Source organism: Streptomyces sp. URMC 127 (genome assembly GCF_051386535.1).
Lineage (GTDB): Bacteria > Actinomycetota > Actinomycetes > Streptomycetales > Streptomycetaceae > Streptomyces.
Genome location: NZ_JBPQTW010000010.1, coordinates 24,066 through 44,114 on the forward strand (window position 1 = coordinate 24,066; position 20,049 = coordinate 44,114).

General features: G+C 72.1%; 15 protein-coding genes. 7 read left to right on the plus strand and 8 right to left on the minus strand.

Translation table 11 applies throughout. From position 1 onward, the window contains the following. Positions 1-45 precede the first annotated feature (45 nt). Positions 46-1,461 (minus strand): N-acetylmuramoyl-L-alanine amidase, encoded by a 1,416-nt coding sequence (locus tag ACSNOH_RS04560; RefSeq protein WP_436719870.1) that lies wholly within the window; start codon positions 1,459-1,461, stop codon positions 46-48. Between the two features lie 139 nt (positions 1,462-1,600). Here ACSNOH_RS04560 and ACSNOH_RS04565 point away from each other — a divergent pair, with 139 nt between their 5' ends. From ACSNOH_RS04565 to ACSNOH_RS04580, 4 genes are all read left to right on the plus strand, one after another. Further along, complete coding sequence (locus ACSNOH_RS04565) at positions 1,601-2,353, plus strand: TIGR03089 family protein (protein ID WP_436719871.1); 753 nt, start codon at positions 1,601-1,603, stop codon at positions 2,351-2,353. Positions 2,354-2,514: 161 nt separating this feature from the next. Then, positions 2,515-3,984 carry an LCP family protein gene (locus tag ACSNOH_RS04570; RefSeq protein WP_436719872.1) on the plus strand — a complete coding sequence of 490 codons (1,470 nt, stop codon included), beginning with the start codon at positions 2,515-2,517 and terminating at the stop codon, positions 3,982-3,984. Between the two features lie 230 nt (positions 3,985-4,214). Further along, positions 4,215-6,053, plus strand: coding sequence for an LCP family protein (locus ACSNOH_RS04575; protein ID WP_436719873.1), 1,839 nt, complete (start codon positions 4,215-4,217; stop codon positions 6,051-6,053). Between the two features lie 158 nt (positions 6,054-6,211). Next, positions 6,212-7,984: an LCP family protein gene (locus ACSNOH_RS04580; protein ID WP_436719874.1), complete on the plus strand. Its 1,773-nt coding sequence runs from the start codon at positions 6,212-6,214 to the stop codon at positions 7,982-7,984. 76 nt (positions 7,985-8,060) lie between these two features. On the opposite strand, the gene ACSNOH_RS04585 is transcribed toward ACSNOH_RS04580, so the two are convergent. Then, positions 8,061-9,077: a glycosyltransferase family 2 protein gene (locus ACSNOH_RS04585; protein ID WP_436719875.1), complete on the minus strand. Its 1,017-nt coding sequence runs from the start codon at positions 9,075-9,077 to the stop codon at positions 8,061-8,063. A 192-nt stretch (positions 9,078-9,269) separates the two neighbouring features. On the opposite strand from ACSNOH_RS04585, the gene ACSNOH_RS04590 reads away from it, so the two are divergent. Beyond that, on the plus strand, positions 9,270-10,796 hold the full coding sequence (locus ACSNOH_RS04590; protein ID WP_436719876.1) for an LCP family protein: 1,527 nt from the start codon (positions 9,270-9,272) through the stop codon (positions 10,794-10,796). Positions 10,797-10,822: 26 nt separating this feature from the next. Here the strand turns inward: ACSNOH_RS04590 and ACSNOH_RS04595 are convergent, their stop codons facing one another. Further along, on the minus strand, positions 10,823-11,371 hold the full coding sequence (locus ACSNOH_RS04595) for an acyl-CoA thioesterase (RefSeq protein ID WP_436719877.1): 549 nt from the start codon (positions 11,369-11,371) through the stop codon (positions 10,823-10,825). Between the two features lie 118 nt (positions 11,372-11,489). Here ACSNOH_RS04595 and ACSNOH_RS04600 point away from each other — a divergent pair, with 118 nt between their 5' ends. After that, positions 11,490-12,800, plus strand: coding sequence for an LCP family protein (locus ACSNOH_RS04600; RefSeq protein ID WP_436719878.1), 1,311 nt, complete (start codon positions 11,490-11,492; stop codon positions 12,798-12,800). Between the two features lie 97 nt (positions 12,801-12,897). Here ACSNOH_RS04600 and ACSNOH_RS04605 read toward each other — a convergent pair whose 3' ends face one another. Next, positions 12,898-13,707: a VOC family protein gene (locus ACSNOH_RS04605; protein WP_436719879.1), complete on the minus strand. Its 810-nt coding sequence runs from the start codon at positions 13,705-13,707 to the stop codon at positions 12,898-12,900. Positions 13,708-13,859: 152 nt separating this feature from the next. After that, positions 13,860-15,020 carry an acyl-CoA dehydrogenase gene (locus ACSNOH_RS04610; protein WP_436719880.1) on the minus strand — a complete coding sequence of 387 codons (1,161 nt, stop codon included), beginning with the start codon at positions 15,018-15,020 and terminating at the stop codon, positions 13,860-13,862. A gap of 194 nt (positions 15,021-15,214) precedes the next feature. On the opposite strand from ACSNOH_RS04610, the gene ACSNOH_RS04615 reads away from it, so the two are divergent. Continuing rightward, positions 15,215-16,555 carry a UDP-glucose dehydrogenase family protein gene (locus ACSNOH_RS04615; RefSeq protein WP_436719881.1) on the plus strand — a complete coding sequence of 447 codons (1,341 nt, stop codon included), beginning with the start codon at positions 15,215-15,217 and terminating at the stop codon, positions 16,553-16,555. Positions 16,556-16,996: 441 nt separating this feature from the next. On the opposite strand, the gene ACSNOH_RS04620 is transcribed toward ACSNOH_RS04615, so the two are convergent. From ACSNOH_RS04620 to ACSNOH_RS04630, 3 genes are read right to left on the minus strand one after another with little or no spacing between them, the layout of a single operon-like run. Next, positions 16,997-18,208, minus strand: coding sequence for a dipeptidase (locus ACSNOH_RS04620; protein ID WP_436719882.1), 1,212 nt, complete (start codon positions 18,206-18,208; stop codon positions 16,997-16,999). A 14-nt stretch (positions 18,209-18,222) separates the two neighbouring features. After that, positions 18,223-18,762 (minus strand): 5-(carboxyamino)imidazole ribonucleotide mutase, encoded by a 540-nt coding sequence (gene purE, locus ACSNOH_RS04625; RefSeq protein ID WP_436719883.1) that lies wholly within the window; start codon positions 18,760-18,762, stop codon positions 18,223-18,225. Beyond that, complete coding sequence (locus ACSNOH_RS04630; RefSeq protein ID WP_436719884.1) at positions 18,759-19,898, minus strand: 5-(carboxyamino)imidazole ribonucleotide synthase; 1,140 nt, start codon at positions 19,896-19,898, stop codon at positions 18,759-18,761. Before ACSNOH_RS04630 ends, purE begins: the two co-directional genes overlap by 4 nt. Positions 19,899-20,049: the final 151 nt, after the last annotated feature.

Genomic DNA, 20,049 nt, shown 5'->3' on the forward strand with positions numbered 1-20,049 from the left:
ATCGGCGGCCAGTGTATGCAGACGGGAGGGGGCCGCCGCGCCGGGTCAGCGCCCCTGGAGGCGGGCCGCGACGGACCGGGCGGTGCCGAGCTTGCGGTAGAGGCGGTCCCCGGGGCACTCGGTGGAGAAGCCGTCGCGGTGCCCGGAAATGACCTTGAGCCGGACTTTGGTGCCCTTCTTGTAGAGATTTCCGCCTCCCGACACCAGGCTCGTGGTGCCGGCGGGGTTGGCGCCGAAGAGCCCGAGCTTCCACGCGGTGAGGTCCGCCACCGCGTCGACCGCCGCGGTGGACGGATTGGTGGTTCCGTACGTTCCGAGAACGGCGATGCCCATGCTGTTGCTGTTGAAACCGAGCGTGTGGGCTCCCTTGACGGGCCTGGCCACGCCACCGGAGCGGCCCTCGTAGATCGTGCCGCACTTGTCGATGAGGAAGTTGTAGCCCAGGTCGCGCCATCCGCTGCTCACAACGTGGTAGCGGTAGATACCGCGGATGACGGACGCGGACTGTGAGCAGGAGTATCGGTTGCCGGATGCCGTGTGGTGGACGAAGGCCGCGCGGACGGCCCCCGTGTAGACGAAGCCGGACTCGCGCAGCGATTCGTCGGCGCCCCAGCCGGCGCGGGTGACGATGCGGGGCCGGGGGCCGACGTAACGACCGCCGTCGGCTGTGCCGGGGCGGTCGGAGTCCTCCGAGTCGTAGCCGTCGGGTGGATAGCCGCCCTCCTCGTCGTCGGTCTGCAGGTCGCCCACGCCCGTGTACTCGACGTCGCCCTCGGACTCCGGCTTGCCCAGGGCGGGGATCTCGGTGGCGCCCAGGGGGGCGAGCGGGACGTTGGCGGCCGAGGCGGCCAGCTCGTTCTCGCTGGGGACGGGCGGCGCCGCGGAGCGGGTGCGGTCCACGCCGGGGTCGACCAGTTCGAGGCGCAGCCCGCTGGGCAGGGACCCGGCGGGGGTGCGCCCGCTCGCGGCGTCGGCGCGGACGCGCACCTGGATGGCGTCGGAGGCGCCCACCCACAGGGGTGCGGTGGAGCCGCGCAGCCGGCCGGCGCGGGCCTCGGCGGAATCGGGGTCGGGGCGGTCGTCGTCGTGGGTGACGACCTCCTGCCAGTCCGCCCAGTCCCGGCTGCCGACCGGGCGGGTGCGCACCTGGGCGTGGCCGCGCAGCTCGGCGCCGGCGTCGTCCCAGACGATGCCGACCAGCGAGAAGGGCTTGACCTCCAGTTGCGGCAGGCCCTGTTCCGTGGAGGTGGGCTCGGGGCCGCCCGCGATGCGCTTCTTGTGGCGGAGCGGGACGAGCGGCAGCGACTGGGTGCTGCCGGGCACGGAACGCGCGGTGACGCCCGGGTCGTGGGTGGCGCTCGAACCCGATGAGCCCGATGAGGCGGACGAGGGGGCGGCGAGGAAGGGCAGGGTGAGGGCGGCGCAGGCGGTCACGGTCGAGGAGACAAGGATTCCACGCATACCGAAAATCTTGGACATAGCCCTATAAATCTGTCCATTCATCAGATGGCCACGGGGTTGCGCCGGGTGAGCTCCGGCACTCCTTCGGCGGCGTCCTTCCGGCTGACCGCCCGCCGCCCCGCCGCGTACGCTGGCGCCGATGAACGCCACCGATCGCACCCCCGCCGACCTGCTGCGATCCGCGCTCGCCGCGGATCCGGCCCGCCCGCTCGTGACCTTCTACGACGACGCCACCGGCGAGCGCGTGGAACTGTCCGTGGCCACCTTCGCCAATTGGGTGGCGAAGACCGCCAATCTGCTGCAGGGCGACCTCGCCGCCGAGCCCGGCGACCGGGTCGCCGTGCTGCTGCCCGCCCACTGGCAGACGGCCGTCTGGCTGCTGGCCTGCTCCTCCGTCGGCGTGCTGGCCGACGTCGGCGGCGACCCGGCCGCCGCGGACCTCGTCGTCACCGGCCCGGACACGCTGGAGGAGGCGCGTGCGTGCCCGGGCGAGCGCGTGGCGCTGGCCCTGCGCCCCCTGGGCGGCCGGTTCCCCCAGCCGCCCGCGGGCTTCGCCGACTACGCCGTCGAGGTGCCGAGCCAGGGCGACCGCTTCGCCCCGTACGCCCCGGTGGACCCGCAGGCCCCCGCGCTCGCCGTCGGCGGGCTGGAGCTGACGGGCGCCGGGCTGGTGGAGCGGGCGCGCACCGACGCCCTGCAGCACGGGCTGGGCGCGGGTTCCCGGATGCTGTCCGGGCTGCCCTACGACACCTGGGACGGGCTGTCCGCCGGACTGTTCGCGCCGCTGGCCGCGGGCGGGTCGGTGGTGCTGTGCCGCCACCTCGACCGGCTCTCGGGCGGCGGCCTGGAAAAGCGCCGGGAGAGTGAGCGCGTCACCGTGACGGCCCTCTGACGGCCCTCTCGCGCTGCCGCGCGGCGCCTCCCGGGCGATGATCGGACGTACGGACTTCAAGGTCTGCCGTACGGACCTCGAAGAGTCCGCAAGGACCTAAAGGCCGCAAGGCACCGAGGTCCGTACGACCGTCCCGGCCCCGAGGAGGACGCAGCGCAGCCGTGACCCACAGCCCAGGAAGGCCCGGCCCCCCGGCTTCGCCGTCCTGCTCCGCCTTCTTCGAGGAGCCGGACGAGCAGCCGCCCGCGCCCCGGCGGCGCCGCCGCTGGCTGCGCTGGCTGGCCCTGGGCACGGCCCTGGCGGTGCTGGCCGTGGTGGCCGTGGGCTGGTTCCTCTACGAGCGGCTGAACAGCAACATCACCACGGACACGGCGACGGCGGACGAGCTGCGCCGCTGGGAGAAGGAACGCCCCGTCGCCCTGGTGAAGGGCGCGCAGAACATCCTGATCATCGGCTCCGACACGCGCAGCGGCACCGGCAACGGCCAGTACGGCGAGGACAGCGGCACCCAGCGCTCGGACACCACGATCCTGCTGCACCTCGCCGCCGACCGGAAGAGCTCGACGGCCGTCAGCCTGCCGCGCGACCTGATGTCGGTGATCCCCCGCTGCCGGCGGCCGGACGGCACGGAGACGAACGAGCGCTTCGCGCAGTTCAACTGGGCGTACGAGCAGGCCGGCGCGGCGTGCACGATCCGCACCGTCGAGAAGCTCAGCGGCATCCGCATCGACCACCACCTGATCCTCGACTTCAACGGCTTCAAGCGGCTGGTGGACGCGGTCGACGGGGTCGAGCTGTGCCTCAAGCAGCCGGTCGACGACCAGGAGGCGAAGCTGAAGCTGCCCGCCGGCCGGCAGACCCTCCACGGCGAGCAGGCCCTCGGCTACGTACGGGCGCGCTACAGCCTCGGCGGCGGCAGCGACACCGAGCGGATGGGCCGGCAGCAGCAGTTCCTGGGCGCCCTGTTCAAGGAGATGAAGAGCGACGGGGTGCTGCTCAACCCCACCCGGCTCTACCCGGTGCTGGACGCGGCCACGTCCTCCATCACGACGGATGCCGGGCTCGACTCGCTGCGGAAGATGTACGACCTGGTGCGCACCGTGCGGACCGTCCCGAGCGACCGGGCGCAGTTCCTGACCGTGCCGCGCCGCCCGTACCCGTACAACCCCAACCGGGACGAACTGGTGCAGCCCGACGCCGACCAGCTCTTCAAGCAGCTGCGCGAGGACCGGCCGGTGACGGTGAGCGGGAACGTCCGGGCGGCGGAGAACAAGCCGGGCGAGCGCAGGCCGGGGGCCGGCAAACCCGGGACCGAGGAGGGGCCTGACGGCACGGAGGGTCCTACGGGGACGGGGAGCCAGGAGGGGCCCGGCAGCCCGCAGGGGCCCACGGGAACCGGAAGCACGGGGGGAACCGGGGGGCCTGCATGGACGCCGGGGGCCGGGGGGACGGCCGCTCCGGGCGCTCCCCGCGCACCGCGCGGGACCGGCGGGCAGAACGCCACGGCCGTGCCTCCCGGCGGTCGTCTCCCGGCAAACGCGAGCGCACCGGCCTCCTCCGCCGGTTCGCCGGCGCCGAACGGTCCCCCCACCTACGAAGGGACCACGGCCGCACGCGGCATCTGCGGATGAATCCCGCAAAACGCTCGAACGGGATTCCCGTCCCGGGCGAAGGGATTGAGCGGATTGCCCAGTTGTAGGGGAGTGGAATTTGTCACCGGCGTCGCTCGACGCTGAACTGGGCGGATAGTGTGAGCGATCCGGTGCGCACGGCCGGGCTGACCGCGCACTGCACAGACGACGTGACCGAGCGCCTCGGGGGGGTAGGCGCCGCGTGGCACCGACGGAGGATTCAAGCGACCGTGGACGCGCAAGGCCGTGGGCGGGCGGGCGGTATCGACCCCGCCGACCAGTGGGTCTTCGACCCCAAGACCGGCAGCTACGAGCTGCGCCTCGACCATGCCGACGGGGCGGAGCCGGCCCCGGGGCGGGGCCCGGCCCCCTCGGCCCTGACCGATCCCGGCAGCTCCGCCAGTTCCTTCGTGCCCTCCTCGAAGGCCTCCCCGAGCCCGGCCCCGCGCCCCGGGGCGAAGGGGGCGAAGCCCGGCGGGCGCGGTGACGTGCCCGGTCAGCGCGCCACCGGCCGCCGCGGCACCGCCGTGGCGAAACCCGGGGCCAAAGCCGGCGGCAGGACCGCTCCGGCCAAGGCCGCCGCGGTGGGCAGGCGCAAGCCCAAGCCGAAGAAGTCCACGAAGAAGAAGGTCCTGCTGTGGACCGGCGGCACGCTGGCGTTCGTCCTCGTCGGCGGCTCGCTGGGCGCGTACCTCCTCTACGAGCACTTCAACAACAACCTCAACAAGGTGGACGTCGGCATCAACAACGGCGCCGTCACCAAAGGCCCCGTCAACATCCTGGTCATCGGCACCGACAAGCGTGACGGCGAGGGCAACAAGGGCTACGGCGACGAGGGCAGCGTCGGCCACGCCGACACCACCCTCCTCTTCCACGTCTCCGAGGACCGGTCGAACGCCACCGCGCTCTCCATCCCGCGCGACATGATCACCGACATCCCGGAGTGCACCACCAAGAAGGACGGGAAGACCAAGACCATTCCCGCCTCGAAGGGCGTCCGCTTCAACGAGAGCCTGGGCCAGGAGGACCGCGACCCCGGCTGCACCTGGCGGACCGTCGAGCAGCTCACGGGCCTGAAGGTCACTCACTTCATGATGGCCGACTTCAACGCCGTCAAGAAGATGTCGTCCGCGGTCGGCGGCGTCGAAGTGTGCCTGGGCAAGGACATCGACGACCCCAAGTCGCACCTCAAGCTGAGCAAGGGCCGGCACAAGATCGAGGGCGAGGACGCCCTCGCGTTCGTCCGCACCCGGCACAGCGTGGGCTTCGAGAGCGACCTGGACCGCATCAAGCTCCAGCAGCAGTTCCTGAGCTCGATGATCCGCGAGATGAAGTCCGACGACACCTTCACCAACCCCAAGAAGCTCTACAACCTGGGTGACGCCGCGACGAAGTCACTGACCGTCGACTCCGGCATCGGCTCCGTCAGCGACCTGACCCGGCTGGCGAAGGACCTCAGCCGGGTGAACCTCAAGAACATCACCTTCGCGACCGTCCCCGTCATCGACAACCCCGCCGAGGGCAAGGTCCACAAGACGGTCGTCCTCGACAAGGCGAAGGCCGAGCCGCTGTTCGCGATGGTCCGTCAGGACGTGTCCCTCACCGAGGTGAAGGCGAAGGAGAAGAAGGAGCAGGAGCAGGCCGACGCCAAGCAGGCCGCCCTGCTGCAGGGCCCGCGTTCGGCACCGGCGGCCGTCCGGGTCAAGGTGTTCAACGGCAGCGGCCGGATGGGCGCGGCCCAGGAAGCCGTCACCTGGATGCAGAACAGCAAGGGCATGCCCCGCGCCGCGAACGGCGGCAACGCCGCCGGCGGCAAGAAGGTCGACAAGACCGTCCTGGAGTTCGCCCCGGCCCAGGCCGACCAGGCGCGCCGCCTCGCCGACGTCATGGGCCTCGAAGCGAGCGCCCTCAAGCAGAGCGAAGGGGCCGCCGCCCCGGCCGAGATGACCCTCACCCTGGGCTCGGACTTCAAGGCGGCGGGCACCCCGATCCACGTCGAGGCGCCCGCGAAGGCCCCGGAGGACATCCAGCGGGTCGAAGCGGACGACAAGAACATCTGCGCCAAGTGAACCCAGGCACCGCCCAGATGCATCTCACTATCGGACGGCCGGTCTGTTGAACCGCAGGCCGGCCCTGCAGCGCGCCCGGACCGGCGTGCACCACCGATCGACGAGACAACACCACACCCCTGCCCTTCGGGCCGGACGCACCATTTAGGGGAGGCCTGATGCGGCAGAGCAGCGCGCGTGGGCAGCAGACGCGCAAGAGCGTGCCGGGGCCGCGTGAGAAGGACGGCGACGGCGCACCGGCCGAGGAGGCCGAGCCGTCGGAGGAGGCCGGAAGAGGCGCGGAGGCCCCGCAGGGCGCGAAGCCGCCGCTCGGGCGGCGGGCCCGTGCCGCCCGAATAGCCCGCTGGGCCGCGCTCTGCCTCGCGGTCCTCGTCCTCGGCACCTCCGCCGCGGGCTGGTTCTACTACCAGCACCTCAACGGCAACCTGAAGAAGGACCCGCTCAACCTGGGCGACAAGCGGCTCGACCGCAGCGCCGCCAACGCCGCGGGCCAGCGCCCGCTGAACATCCTCCTCCTCGGCTCCGACAGCCGTAACTCGCCGGAGAACGTCGCCCTCGGCGGCGCCCGCGAGGACGCCGGCCGCAAGCCGCTCGCCGACGTGCAGATGCTCGTCCACGTCTCCGCCGACCGCAGCAACATGTCGGTCGTCAGCGTCCCGCGCGACACCCGGGTCACGATCCCCAAGTGCACCGACCCCGACGACGGGACGGTCTACAAGGAGACGAACCGGCAGATCATCAACACCAGCCTGATGAACGGCGGCCCCGGCTGCACCGTCGCCGCCTGGGAAGAGCTCACCGGCATCCCCATCGACCACTTCATGATGATCGACTTCTCGGGCGTGGTGAGCATGGCCGACGCCGTCGGCGGCGTCCCGGTCTGCGTGGACAACAACGTCTACGACAAGGACTCCGGCCTGCGCATGGAGAAGGGCACCCACAACGTCAAGGGCGAGCAGGCCCTGCAGTGGCTGCGCACGCGCCACGGCTTCGAGGACGGCAGCGACATCGGCCGCACCCACGCCCAGCACATGTACATGAACGCGATGGTCCGCCAGCTCAAGTCCGGCACCAAGCTGAGCGACCCGGACAAGCTCACCGACCTCGCCGAGGCCGCCACCAAGGCGCTCACCGTCGACAAGGACCTCGGCTCGGTCAAGAAGCTCTACGACCTCGCCGACGACATCAAGCGCGTGCCGTCCGGCCGGATCACCATGACCACCATGCCGTGGGTGTCCGACCCGTGGGACCCGGACGCCCACGTCATCCCCAAGCCGGGCGACGCGGAGAAGCTGTTCTCGCTCGTCCGGCGCGACATCGCGCTCGACGGGAAGGACGACCCGAAGAAGGACGCCAAGGGCCCGGCCCCGTCCGGCCCGGCCTCCCCCAAGGGCTCCATCGCGGTGACGGTCTTCAACGGCACCGGCACCGCCACCCAGCCCGTGGTCACCGGCCGCGGCTCCGAGATCGCCGCGGCGCTCGTCAAGCAGGGCTTCACCAAGGCCACCTCGGACTCGACGCCGCGCGCGCAGGCCGACACGACGCTCAGCTACGCGAAGACCTCCCAGCGCGCCGACGCCGAGGCCCTGGCCAAGGCCCTCGGGCTGCCGGAGCGGGCGGTGCGGATGTCCACGGCGGTCGACGGGCTGACGCTGGTGATCGGCGGGGACTGGCGCACGGGGACGACGTATCCGAAGGACGACGACGCCGCGGCGGACGGCAAGGGCGCGAAGGGCGAGAAGCCCGCAAAGGGTGAGAAGGGCGAGAAGGCCGGTCCGGGTGACAAGGCCGCCAAGCCCGGTGACGACGACAAGCCCAAGGACGACAAGGCCAAGAAGGAGGCCGACAACAAGGCCCCCGAAAGCTCGGACCCGCTCAACGGCAACGACACCACCGCCTGCATGAAGGTGAACTCGCTGAATCGTTTCTGAGCGGGTGTTCTGAGCATGTGTAAGGGGCGGGCGCCATGGCGCCCGCCCCTTACCCAGCACGACACAGCGATGCGGGTCAGCCCGCCCGCACCGGCTCCCGCCGGCTCGCGATGACCTTCTTCGCCAGCGACCGCGGGCTGGTCAGGAAGCCGAACCCCCACGACATGTGCATCGTGGCCAGCGCCACCGGGATCTGCGCCCGCGCCTTCAGCGGCAGCCCCTTGCCCGCGGGCACCGAACCGGCGGTGATCGCCGCCAGGTAGCCGGCGGGCACGACCAGGCCCCACGGGGTGACCGCGGCGCCCACCACGAGACCCGCGGCGATGGCCACGACGGCGGTCGGCGCGGCGAGGTAGCGCAGGTTGATCGAGCCCTGGTGGTAGCGGGCCACGACGTGGCGCCAGCGGCCGTAGTCCTTGTACTGCTTGGCCAGCGCCTTCACGCTCGGGCGCGGCCGGTAGGAGACCTTCAGCTCCGGCGAGAACCAGATCAGCCCGCCCGCCTCACGGATCCGGAAGTTCAGCTCCCAGTCCTGGGCGCGGATGAACTCCTCGTTGTACCCGCCCTGCTGCTCCAGCGCCTCGCGCCGGAAGACGCCCAGGTAGACGGTCTCGGCCGGGGCGGCGGCGCCGCCGGTGTGGAAGGCGGCGTTGCCGACGCCGATCTTCGACGTCATCGCCGCGGCGACGGCCTGCTCCCAGGCGTTCTCCCCTTCGGCGTGCATGATGCCGCCGACGTTCTGCGCGCCGGTCTCGTCGAGCAGGCGCACGGCCGTCGCGATGTAGTTCGGCGACAGCATGCCGTGACCGTCCACGCGCACCACGATCGGGTGACGGGACGCCTTGATCGCGGCGTTGAGGGCGGCGGGCGTCCGGCCGGTGGGGTTCGGCACGGTGTGGACCCGGGGGTCTTCTCGTACGAGCTCGGCGGCGATCTCGTCCGTGCGGTCCGTGGACGGGCCGAGGGCGATCACCACCTCCAGCTCGCCGGCGTAGTCCTGCTCCAGGATGTGCCGCACCGAGGTGCGCAGGTGCCGCTCCTCGTTGAGCACCGGCATGATCACGGAAACGGCGGGCGGCTGCTGTTCGGACATGGTTCCTCGGGGATACGGGGTCCCCCCGGACGGATGGGGGAAACCGACGGAGTCGTCCGTCACGTTACCGCTAACGGGGGAACGGACGCTCCCGCGCGGGTGGCAGCGGGCGCCTGGACGGCGTGGTCACATGGACCACTGATCGTATTGACCTACGTTTGCTCTCCCCGTTCCGGACCGTGGAGGGCCGCCATGACCGCACCGGACCCGAGCCCCGCCTCGCCGCGGGCCCGCCACAGCGCGCCCCGCCGGCCGCGCTGGGGGCTGCGCCTCGCCGTGTGCGGCGCGGCGGTCGTCCTGGCGGCGAGCGGCCTGGGGCACGCGGTCGTCACGGGGATCGACCACCGCATCGAGCGGGTGGACCCCTTCCGCGGCCTGTCGAACCGGCCGCCCGTCGTGGCCAGCAAGGGCATGAACATCCTGCTCGTGGGCACCGACGCCCGCGACCGGATCGACCCCTCGGAGCGGCGCCGCTACCACCTGGGCGGCGCGGCCTGCCACTGCACGGACACGGTGATGCTGCTGCACCTGTCCGCCGCCCGCGACCGGGTCTCCGTGATCAGCCTGCCGCGCGACAGCTACGCCGAGATCCCCGCGCACGTGGACCGGGCGGGCCGGCCGCGCCCCGCCCACCCGCAGAAGCTGAACGCCGCCTACGCCGAGGGCGGCCCCGGGCTCACCGTGCGGACCGTGGAGCAGCTCACCGGCGTGCACGTCGACCACTACCTGGAGGTCGACTTCATCAGCTTCATGCGGACCGTCGACGTGGTGGGCGGGGTGCAGGTCTGCTCGGCGCGCCCGCTGAAGGACCCGTACAGCGGGCTCGACCTGCCGTCGGGCACCAGCACCCTCAACGGCGGGCAGGCCCTGCAGTACGTGCGCTCACGCCATCTCGACGGGGCCTCCGACCTGGGGCGGATGCAGCGGCAGCAGCGCTTCCTCGCCGCGCTGCTGCACACGGCCACGGACGGCGGGGCGCTGCTGAACCCCGTGAAGTTCCAGCAGGTCGCCGCCACGCTGCTGGACTCGGTGCGGGCGGACCGGGGCTTCGACGGGGAGACGCTGATCGGGCTCGGCCGGGCGATGAAGAACCTCTCGCCGGCGTCGGCGGAGTTCGTCTCGGTGCCGGTGGTCTCCGCGAACTATCCCGTGCCGCGGGTCGGCTCGACGGTGAAGTGGGACGACGCCGCGGCCGGGCGGCTCTTCGCGTCCGTACGGGAGGACCGGCCGCTCGCGGCCCGGCCGCAGCGGCAGGCGCACGACGCGAAGCCGCCGGTGCCCGCGCCGTCGCCCTCGCCGTCCCCGTCGGCCGCGCCGTCACCGCCCGTGACGGCGCCGGGGCAGATCCGCATCCAGGTCTACAACGGCTCCGGCCGGCGGGGGCTCGCCCGCGAGACGGACCGCGCGCTGCGGGCCATGGGCTTCGCCACGACCGGGCTGCCCGCGGACGCGCCGGGGCCCGCGCTGCGGCACACGGTGATCCAGTACGACCCGCGCTGGGACCACGCGGTCCGCACGCTGGCGTCGGCCCTGCCGGACGCGGAGCTGCGGCCCGTGGCGGGGCAGGGCCCGCTGATGAAGGTGACGGTGGGCACGGACTTCAGGTCGGTGGCCCCGGCGGAGCCCGGAGGCCCGGTGAAGCCGCAGGCTCCGCGGGGGCAGCGCCCGGGGGCGGTGTCCGGGGACAAGGTCCTGTGCCCGGAGAAGAGCCTCGTCTAGCTCCGGTCCCGCCGGGGCCCGAGCCGTCAGTCCTCGATGCCCTCCGCGGCCCGCGCGTCCCGCAGCTCCTTGATCGCCCGGCGGCGCGCGAGCCGGTGCGTCCGGCGGATCTGAGCCTCCTGGTAGCGGCGCCGGTCCTTCTCCGTCTCGGGGATCACCGGCGGCACGGGCCGCGGCTTGCCGTTCTCGTCGACGGCCGCGAAGACGAGGTACGCGCTGCCGACCTGGACCGCCGGCGTCGACTCGTTCCAGCGCTCGGCCAGGACGCGGACACCGACCTCCATGGAGGACCGCCCGGTCCAGTTGACCTGCGCCTTCACATGCACGAGGTCACCCACCCGGACCGGCTCCAGGAAGGCCATCTCGTCCATGGAGGCGGTGACCGCAGGGCCGCCGGAGTGCCGGCCGGCGACGGCGCCGGCGACGTCGTCCACCAGCTTCATGATCACGCCGCCGTGGACGGTGCCGAGCAGATTGGTGTCGCTGCCCGTCATGATGTGCGAGAGCGTCGTACGGGCGGCGGAGGTCGGCTTGCCCGCTATTTCCTGCTCCGGGCTCCGGTCCTGAATGGTCATGTCCACCACTGTATGCCGGGTGCGTGCGGGGCGGAGGATTGCATCAGCTCTGCAACAGGGGTGCCCCGAACCCGTAGCCGACCGGCCGGTCCGTTCACCCAGAGGGCACACTTCCTGCATGAGCGATTGGCCCGGAGGGCGGAGCGAGGAGCGGCGGCGGCAGGCGTACGGGCGCGGCAGCACGGGCGCCGAGCCCGAGGGCGCGCGCGCCATGCCGCACGTACGGCGTCCCGTGCCGCCGCAGCAGTACAGCCCGCCCCAGGGGTACGACGGGACGCCGGTCGCCGGCGGCCGGCGCGTCGTCGGCCAGGGCCGCCCCGGCGACGGTGACGGATACAACACCGGACAGGTCTACGGCCGCGGCGCCCCGAACGGACCGGGCGGTCCGGGCGGCCCCGCGGGCCCCGGCGGCGCCGGCCGCGCCCCGCGCGCCACCCGCCCGAACTGGCGCAAGCGCATCACGGTCGGGCTGGTGACCCTCGTCGCCGTGCTGCTCGTGGTCTCGGTCGGCACGTACTTCTGGGCCGACTCCAAGCTGCGCACCGAAGTGGACCTGAGCAAGGTCAAGGACCGGCCGGAGGCCGGCGAGGGCACCAACTACCTGATCGTCGGTTCCGACAGCCGCGAGGGCCTGTCCGACGAGGACAAGAAGGAGCTCCACACGGGGTCGGCGGACGGCAAGCGCACCGACTCGATGATGATCCTGCACACCGGCGACAACGGCACCACGATGCTGAGCCTGCCGCGCGACTCGTGGGTCACCATCCCCGCCTTCACGGGGCAGAAGTCCGGCAAGCGGTTCGCGAAGTCCACCCACAAGCTCAACCAGGCGTACTCGGACGGCGGCGCGGAGCTGCTCGCCCAGACGATCGAGTTCAACACGGGCCTGCGCATCGACCACTACGCGGAGATCGGCTTCGGCGGCTTCCGCAACCTGGTCGACGCGCTGGGCGGCGTCGAGATGTGCCTGGACAAGCCGCTGAAGGACCGGGACTCGGGCGCGGACTTCAAGGCGGGCTGCCAGGAGCTCAACGGCGCCCAGTCGCTGGCGTTCGTCCGCCAGCGCCACCAGGAGGCCGACCAGGACCTCGGCCGCATGCGCAACCAGCAGAAGTTCCTGAACACGCTCGCGAAGCAGGCCGCGTCGCCCTCGACCGTCCTCAACCCGTTCCGCCTCTACCCGGTGATCGGCTCGGGGCTCGACACGCTCATCGTCGACAAGGACATGGGGCTGTTCGACCTGATGGACATGTTCTGGGCGATGAAGGGCGTCACGGGCGGCGACGGCAAGCAGATGACCGTGCCGATCGCCAACCCGAACCTGCCCACGCCCAGCGACGGCGTGGCCGTGAAGTGGGACATGGCCAAGGCCAACCAGCTCTTCGGCCAGCTGAAGAAGGACCAGAAGGTCACCGTCTCCGACAAGTGACGTCCGGCGCGTCGGGCGCGTGCGCGTGCGGCGCGTGCGCGTCCGGCGCTCTTCCGTGCCCCGCGGGCCCGGCCACGGCTCAGGCCGGCTGGTCTGCTCAGGCCGACTGGTCGGGCCCCGTCGCGTGGATCACCGCGAACGGCGCGCCCTGCGGGTCCTGCACGACGGCCATCCGGCCCGCCATCATGTCGAACGGCGGCTTGAGGACGCTGCCGCCGGCCCGCACGAGCGCGTCGACCGTGCTGTCCGCGTCGTCCACCGCGAAGTACGTCAGCCAGTGCGAGGGCACGTCCTCGGGCAGGCCCTCGATGCTCGCGAGCCCCTGCAGACCGCCGACCATGCGGCCGTCCACCTCCAGCGAGAAGTAGCCGGTGGCCCCTTCCATGGGGGCCGCCTTGATGCCGAGCGCCTTGGCGTAGAAGCCGGAGGCGGTGGCGGTGTCGCTGGTGTTGAGCTCGTTCCAGATCACGGCACCGGGCTCGTTGACGACCTTCGCGCCCGCGAAGTCACGCGCCTGCCAGAGCCCGAAGACGGCGCCCGTGGGATCGGAGGCCACCGCCATCCGGCCGAGCGACATGACGTCCATGGCCGGCATCATCACCGTGCCGCCGTTGCTGACGATCCGGGACTGCGTGGCGTCCGCGTCGGCGCTCGCCAGATAGGTGGTCCAGACGGCCGGCGGCATAGGGTCCGGCTTGCTGCCGTCCGGGTTCATCGCCGCCATGATCCCGGCGACCGGCTTGCCGTTCAGCTCGCAGACCGCGTACCCGCCGGTCTCCGGCGGACCGACCTCGCCCTGCCAGCCGAACAGGTCACGGTAGAAGTCGAGCGCCGCCTGCTGGTCGGGAACCATGAGGTCCACCCAGCAGGGGGTGCCGGGGGCGTACGGGCCGGTGACGTCGGGCATGACGGGGCCTCCAGGCGGCGGGCGGTCGAGAACGTCCTCACCCAGCATCGCCCCCGGGGGCGCGGCCCCGCCAGTGACGTACGGCCGTACGGGCACGTAGGCCCGGTACGGCCGAGTCGTACGGACCGCCCGGAGACGGCCCGCCCGCGGGCTTACTTCGGCAGGTTGCGCGCCATCACGATGCGCTGGACCTGGTTCGTGCCCTCGTAGATCTGGGTGATCTTCGCGTCGCGCATCATCCGCTCGACCGGGTAGTCCCGGGTGTAGCCGTAGCCGCCGAGGAGCTGGACGGCGTCCGTGGTGACCTCCATGGCGACGTCCGAGGCGAAGCACTTGGCGGCCGCGCCCTGGAAGGTGAGGTCGGCGTCGCCGCGCTCGGACTTGGCGGCGGCCGCGTACGTGAGCTGGCGCGCGGCCTCGATCTTCATCGCCATGTCGGCGAGCATGAACTGGACGCCCTGGAAGTCGGCGATCGGCTTGCCGAACTGCTTGCGCTCCTGGACGTAGCCCTTGGCGTAGTCGAGGGCGCCCTGGGCGACACCGAGGGCCTGGGCGGCGATGGTGATGCGGGTGTGGTCCAGGGTCTTCATCGCGGTCGCGAAGCCCGTGCCCTCCGCACCGATCATGCGGTCGGCGGGGATGCGGACGTTGTCGAGGTAGACCTCGCGGGTCGGGGAGCCCTTGATGCCGAGCTTCTTCTCCGGGGCGCCGAAGGACACGCCCTCGTCGCCCTTCTCGACGACGAAGGCCGAGATGCCCTTGGAGCGCTTCTCCGGGTCGGTCACGGCCATGACCGTGTAGTACTCGGAGACGCCGGCGTTGGTGATCCAGCGCTTGACGCCGTTGAGGACGTAGAAGTCGCCGTCGCGCACGGCGCGGGTCTTCATGCCGGCCGCGTCCGAGCCGGCGTCGGGCTCGCTGAGGCAGTACGAGAACATCGCGTCGCCCTTGGCGAGCGGGCCCATGTACTTCTTCTTCAGCTCCTCGGAGCCGGAGAGGATCACCGGCAGCGAGCCGAGCTTGTTGACGGCGGGGATCAGCGAGGACGACACGCAGACGCGGGCGACCTCCTCGATGACGATCACCGTGGCGAGGGCGTCGGCACCCGCGCCGCCGTACTCCTCGGGGACGTGCACCGCGTGCAGGTCGGTGGCGACGAGGGCGTCCAGGGCCTCCTGCGGGAAGCGGGCCTCCTCGTCCACCGCGGCGGCGTGCGGGGCGATCTTCTCCTCGGCGAGCTGGCGCACGACCTTGCGCAGCTCGTCGTGCTCCTCGGACGGCCGGTAGAGGTCGAAGTCCGTGTTTCCCGCCAAGGCGTACTCCCCTGAGAGTTAACTACCGTTTAGTAACCCAGATTCTAGGGGCGGCTCCCGGAGACGGACTACGTGAGCTTGCCGACAGCCCGGCGCCGTACGCGCCGCGGCCCTCCGTCACCCCGCTCCTTCCCTGCTCGCGGCCCGACTATGCTCGGGCACCGCAGTCCCGCCCGTCAGCACATGGAGCACGCATGGCCCCCAGGATCACCGTGATCGGCACCGGCTACCTCGGCGCCACGCATGCCGCGGCCATGGCCGAGCTCGGCTTCGAGGTCCTGGGCCTGGACGTGGACCCCGGCAAGATCGAGATGCTCGGGCGCGGCAAGGTCCCCATGTACGAGCCGGGGCTGGAGGAGCTGCTCGGCAAGCACGTCGCCGGGCTGGAGGGCTCGACCGGGCGGCTGCGCTTCACGACCTCCTGGGAGGAGGCCGGCGAGTTCGGCGACGTCCACTTCATCTGCGTGAACACCCCGCAGAAGCACGGCGAGTACGCGTGCGACATGTCCTACGTCGACGCCGCCGTCGCCTCCCTCGCCGCCGTGCTGCACCGGCCCGCGCTCGTCGTCGGCAAGTCCACCGTCCCCGTCGGCAGCGCCGCCCGGCTCGCCCGGCTCCTCACCGAGCTCGCCCCGGCCGGCGAGGAGGTCGAGCTCGCCTGGAACCCCGAGTTCCTGCGCGAGGGCTTCGCCGTCCAGGACACGCTGCACCCCGACCGCATCGTCGTCGGCGTCGCCGGCGAGCGGGGCGAGAAGCTGCTGCGCGAGGTGTACGCACGGCCGATCGGGGAAGGCACGCCGTTCGTCGTCGCCGACTACCCGACCGCCGAGCTGGTCAAGACCGCCGCGAACTCCTTCCTCGCCACGAAGATCTCCTTCATCAACGCCATGGCCGAGGTGTGCGAGGCCGCCGACGGCGACGTCGTGAAGCTGGCCGAGGCCATCGGTCACGACGACCGCATCGGCAAGAAGTTCCTGCGCGCCGGCGTCGGCTTCGGCGGCGGCTGCCTGCCGAAGGACATCCGCGCCTTCATGGCGCGCGCGGGCGAGCTGGGCGCGGACCAGGCGCTGACCTTCCTGCGCGAGGTCGACTCCATCAACATGCGCCGCCGCGCGCACATGGTGGAGCTGGCCCGTGAGGCGGTCGGCGGCAGCTTCCTCGGACAGCGGGTCGCCGTCCTCGGCGCGACGTTCAAGCCGGACTCGGACGACGTCCGCGACTCCCCCGCGCTCAACGTCGCCGGGCAGATCCACCTGCAGGGCGGCCAGGTCACGGTCTACGACCCGAAGGGCATGGAGAACGCCCAGCGCCTCTTCCCGACCCTCGCCTACGCGCCGAGCGCGCTGGAGGCGTGCCGGGGGGCGCGGGTGGTGCTGCACCTGACGGAGTGGGGCGAGTTCCGGGCGCTCGACCCGGCGGCGATCGGCGAGGTCGTCGCGGAACGCCACCTCATCGACGGCCGCAACGCGCTTGACGCTGCCGCTTGGCGGGGGGCGGGCTGGACGTTCCGCGCGATGGGCCGCCCTCGCGCGTGACGGCGTTTTCCGGTCCGTACGGGCTGAGCGGGGTCCGGCACCGCCGGGGTGCGCGGCGGTGGCTGATCACCGTCGCGGCGGACATGTGAGGCGCGGCCTCACAGCGCCCTGCGCAGGGGCGCGGCCCCGGCCTGAAAGGTGCCGGCACCTTTCATCCCGCCGCGGCGGCGGATTTTGTGAGGCGCGGTCTCACAGCACGGCCTCAAGGCGCCGGCGCCTTTCTCCCGCCGCAGCGGTGACCAGCCACGACGCTTCGTGACCGGCGGTGCCGAGCCGGGCTGAGCCCGGGGCGGCACCGCCGGACCGCGCCGCGTGGCTGATCGCCGTCGCGGCGGATATGTGAGGCGCGGCCTCACAAGCGTCGCCGCCCGCGGCGGACGGGTGAGGCCCGGCCTCACAGCACCTGCGTCGCCGCCCGCGGCGGATGGGTGAGGCTTCGCCTTACGAGCCCGGCGCGGACGGGCCGTCCAGGGTGTCGATCGTGGCGATCGACGGGCCCCGTCTCGCGGAGACGTCCCGCGCGACGGCCTCCGCGTCCCGCAGGACGCGGACCGCGTTCTTCCACGTCAGCTTGGCGAGGTCCGCGTCGGACCACCCGCGTCGCAGGAGTTCGGCGATCAGGTTGGGGTAGCCGGAGACGTCGGCCAGGTCGGCCGGGGTGAAGGCCGTGCCGTCGAAGTCGCCGCCGATGCCGATGTGGTCGACGCCGGCGACCTCCCGCATGTGGTCGAGGTGGTCGGCGACCGTCGACGCCGTGGCGAGCGGCCGCGGCCGCTCCGCCTCGAACGCGCGGTGCAGCTCCATCGCCCGCGGCGAGGTGTCGAGGTGGTGCAGCCCGTGCGCGCGCAGGTTCTCGTCGGCGGCCTTCGTCCAGGCGACGGCCTCCGGCAGGATGAACTTGGGGACGAACGTGGCCATGGCCACGCCCCCGTTCGCGGCGAGCGCGCCGAGCACGTCGTCCGGCACGTTGCGCGGGTGGTCGCAGACCGCCCGCGCCGACGAGTGCGAGAAGATCACCGGCGCCTCGCTGACCCGCAGCGCGTCCCGCATCGTGCCGGCGGAGACGTGCGAGAGGTCGACGAGCATGCCGGCGCGGTTCATCTCGCGCACGACCTCCTCGCCGAAGCGGGTCAGCCCGCCCGCCGCGGGGACGTCCGTCGCGGAGTCGGCCCACGGGACGTTGTCGTTGTGGGTGAGGGTCATGTAGCGCACGCCGAGCCGGTGCAGCGCCCGCAGCGTGGCCAGGGAGCAGTTGATGCTGTGCCCGCCCTCGGCGCCCATGAGGGAGGCGATGCGCCCTTCGGCGCGGGCCGCCTCCATGTCGTCGGCGGTGAGGGCGAGCCGCAGGTCGCCGGGGTAGCGGTCGGTCAGCTGCCGTACGACGTCGATCTGCTCGAGCGTGGCGCTGACGGCCGCGTCCCCGGTCAGGTCGGTGCGGACGTACACCGACCAGAACTGGGCCCCGACCCCGCCCGCCCGCAGCCGCGGCAGGTCGGTGTGCAGGCCGGAGCCCCGCTGATCGGCCGCGATGTCGCGCCGGTCGAGGTCGTAGCGGACCTGCTCGCGCAGCGCCCAGGGCAGGTCGTTGTGGCCATCGGCGACGGGGTGGGCGGCGAGGAGCTCGCGGGCGCGTGCCAGCAGCTGCTCCGTCACCGCCGCTCCCCCGCTCACTTGCCGAACCCGAAGCCGCCCGCGCCCTGCACCTTCGCGCGCAGCCGCCTGCCCTTCTCCGTCGCCTGCTCGTTCAGCTCTTCCTGGAAGTGCTGCATACGGGCCAGCAGGTCGGCGTCGTGCGCGGCGAGCATGCGGACGGCCAGCAGGCCGGCGTTGCGGGCGCCGGCGACGGAGACCGTGGCGACCGGCACGCCGGCGGGCATCTGGACGATGGACAGCAGGGAGTCCATGCCGTCCAGGTACTTCAGCGGCACGGGCACGCCGATCACCGGCAGGGGGGTGACGGAGGCCAGCATGCCGGGCAGGTGGGCGGCGCCGCCCGCGCCCGCGATGATCGCCTTGAGGCCGCGGCCGGCGGCCTGCTCCCCGTACGCCACCATCTCCCGCGGCATCCGGTGCGCGGAGACGACGTCGACCTCGTAGGGGACCTCGAACTCGTCCAGGGCCTTGGCGGCGGCCTCCATGACGGGCCAGTCGGAGTCGGAGCCCATGACGATGCCGACGACGGGGCCGCCGGCGATGGAACCAGTCATTCGGTGATCGTTCCTCGCAGATATCCGGCGGCGTGGCTCGCGCGCTCGCGCACATCCGCCAGATCGTCGCCGTAGGTGTTGACGTGACCGACCTTCCGGCCGGGCTTGACGTCCTTGCCGTACATATGGATCTTCAGGCCCGGGTCGCGTGCCATGCAATGGAGGTACGCGGAATACATGTCGGGGTAGTCGCCGCCGAGCACGTTGGCCATGACGGTCCACTTGGCGCGCGGGCGGGGGTCGCCGAGCGGCAGGTCGAGCACGGCCCGTACGTGGTTGGCGAACTGCGAGGTGACCGCGCCGTCCTGGGTCCAGTGGCCGGAGTTGTGCGGGCGCATCGCGAGCTCGTTGACGAGGATGCGGCCGTCGGCGGTCTCGAAGAGCTCCACGGCGAGGTGGCCGACGACGCCGAGCTCCTTGGCGATCTTCAGGGCGAGCTCCTGGGCCCGCGCGGAGAGCTCCGGGGAGAGGCCGGGCGCGGGGGCGATGACCGTGTCGCACACGCCGTCGACCTGGATGGACTCGACGACGGGGTACGAGACGGCCTGGCCGTGCGGGGAGCGGACGACGTTCGCCGCGAGCTCGCGGGCGAAGGCGACCTTCTCCTCGGCGAGGACGGGCACGCCGGCGCGGAAGGGCTCGCTCGCCTCTTCGGCGCTGCGGACGATCCACACCCCCTTTCCGTCGTATCCGCCGCGCACCGTCTTCAGGACGACGGGGAATCCGTCGCCCTCGGCGGCGAAGCGCTCCACATCGGCGGGATCCTCGACGATGCGGTGCCGCGGGCACGGCACCCCGATCGCGTCGAGCTTCGCCCGCATCACGCCCTTGTCCTGGGCGTGCACCAATGCGTCGGGCCCGGGGCGGACGGGGATGCCGTCCGCCTCCAGGGCCCGGAGGTGCTCGGTGGGAACGTGCTCGTGATCGAAGGTGATCACGTCACACCCTTGTGCGAACGCACGAAGGGTGTCCAGGTCGCGGTAGTCGCCGATGACGACATCGCTGACGACCTGGGCCGCCGAGTCCTGCGGAGTATCGCTGAGCAGCTTGAACCTGATGCCGAGGGGGATGCCCGCCTCGTGGGTCATACGGGCGAGCTGGCCGCCGCCGACCATGCCGACTACCGGGAACGTCACGCCCCCAGGGTATCCGTACGAGCGAACAGCCCCGGACCCCGTTCGGAGGATCATCCGAAAAGGCGGCGTCTGACCCGTTGGCCGATATGACTCCCGTTCGTCTCACGTTCACCGACTCCGTCCGTCGGCGGCGGAACCCGCTCGCTAGCAT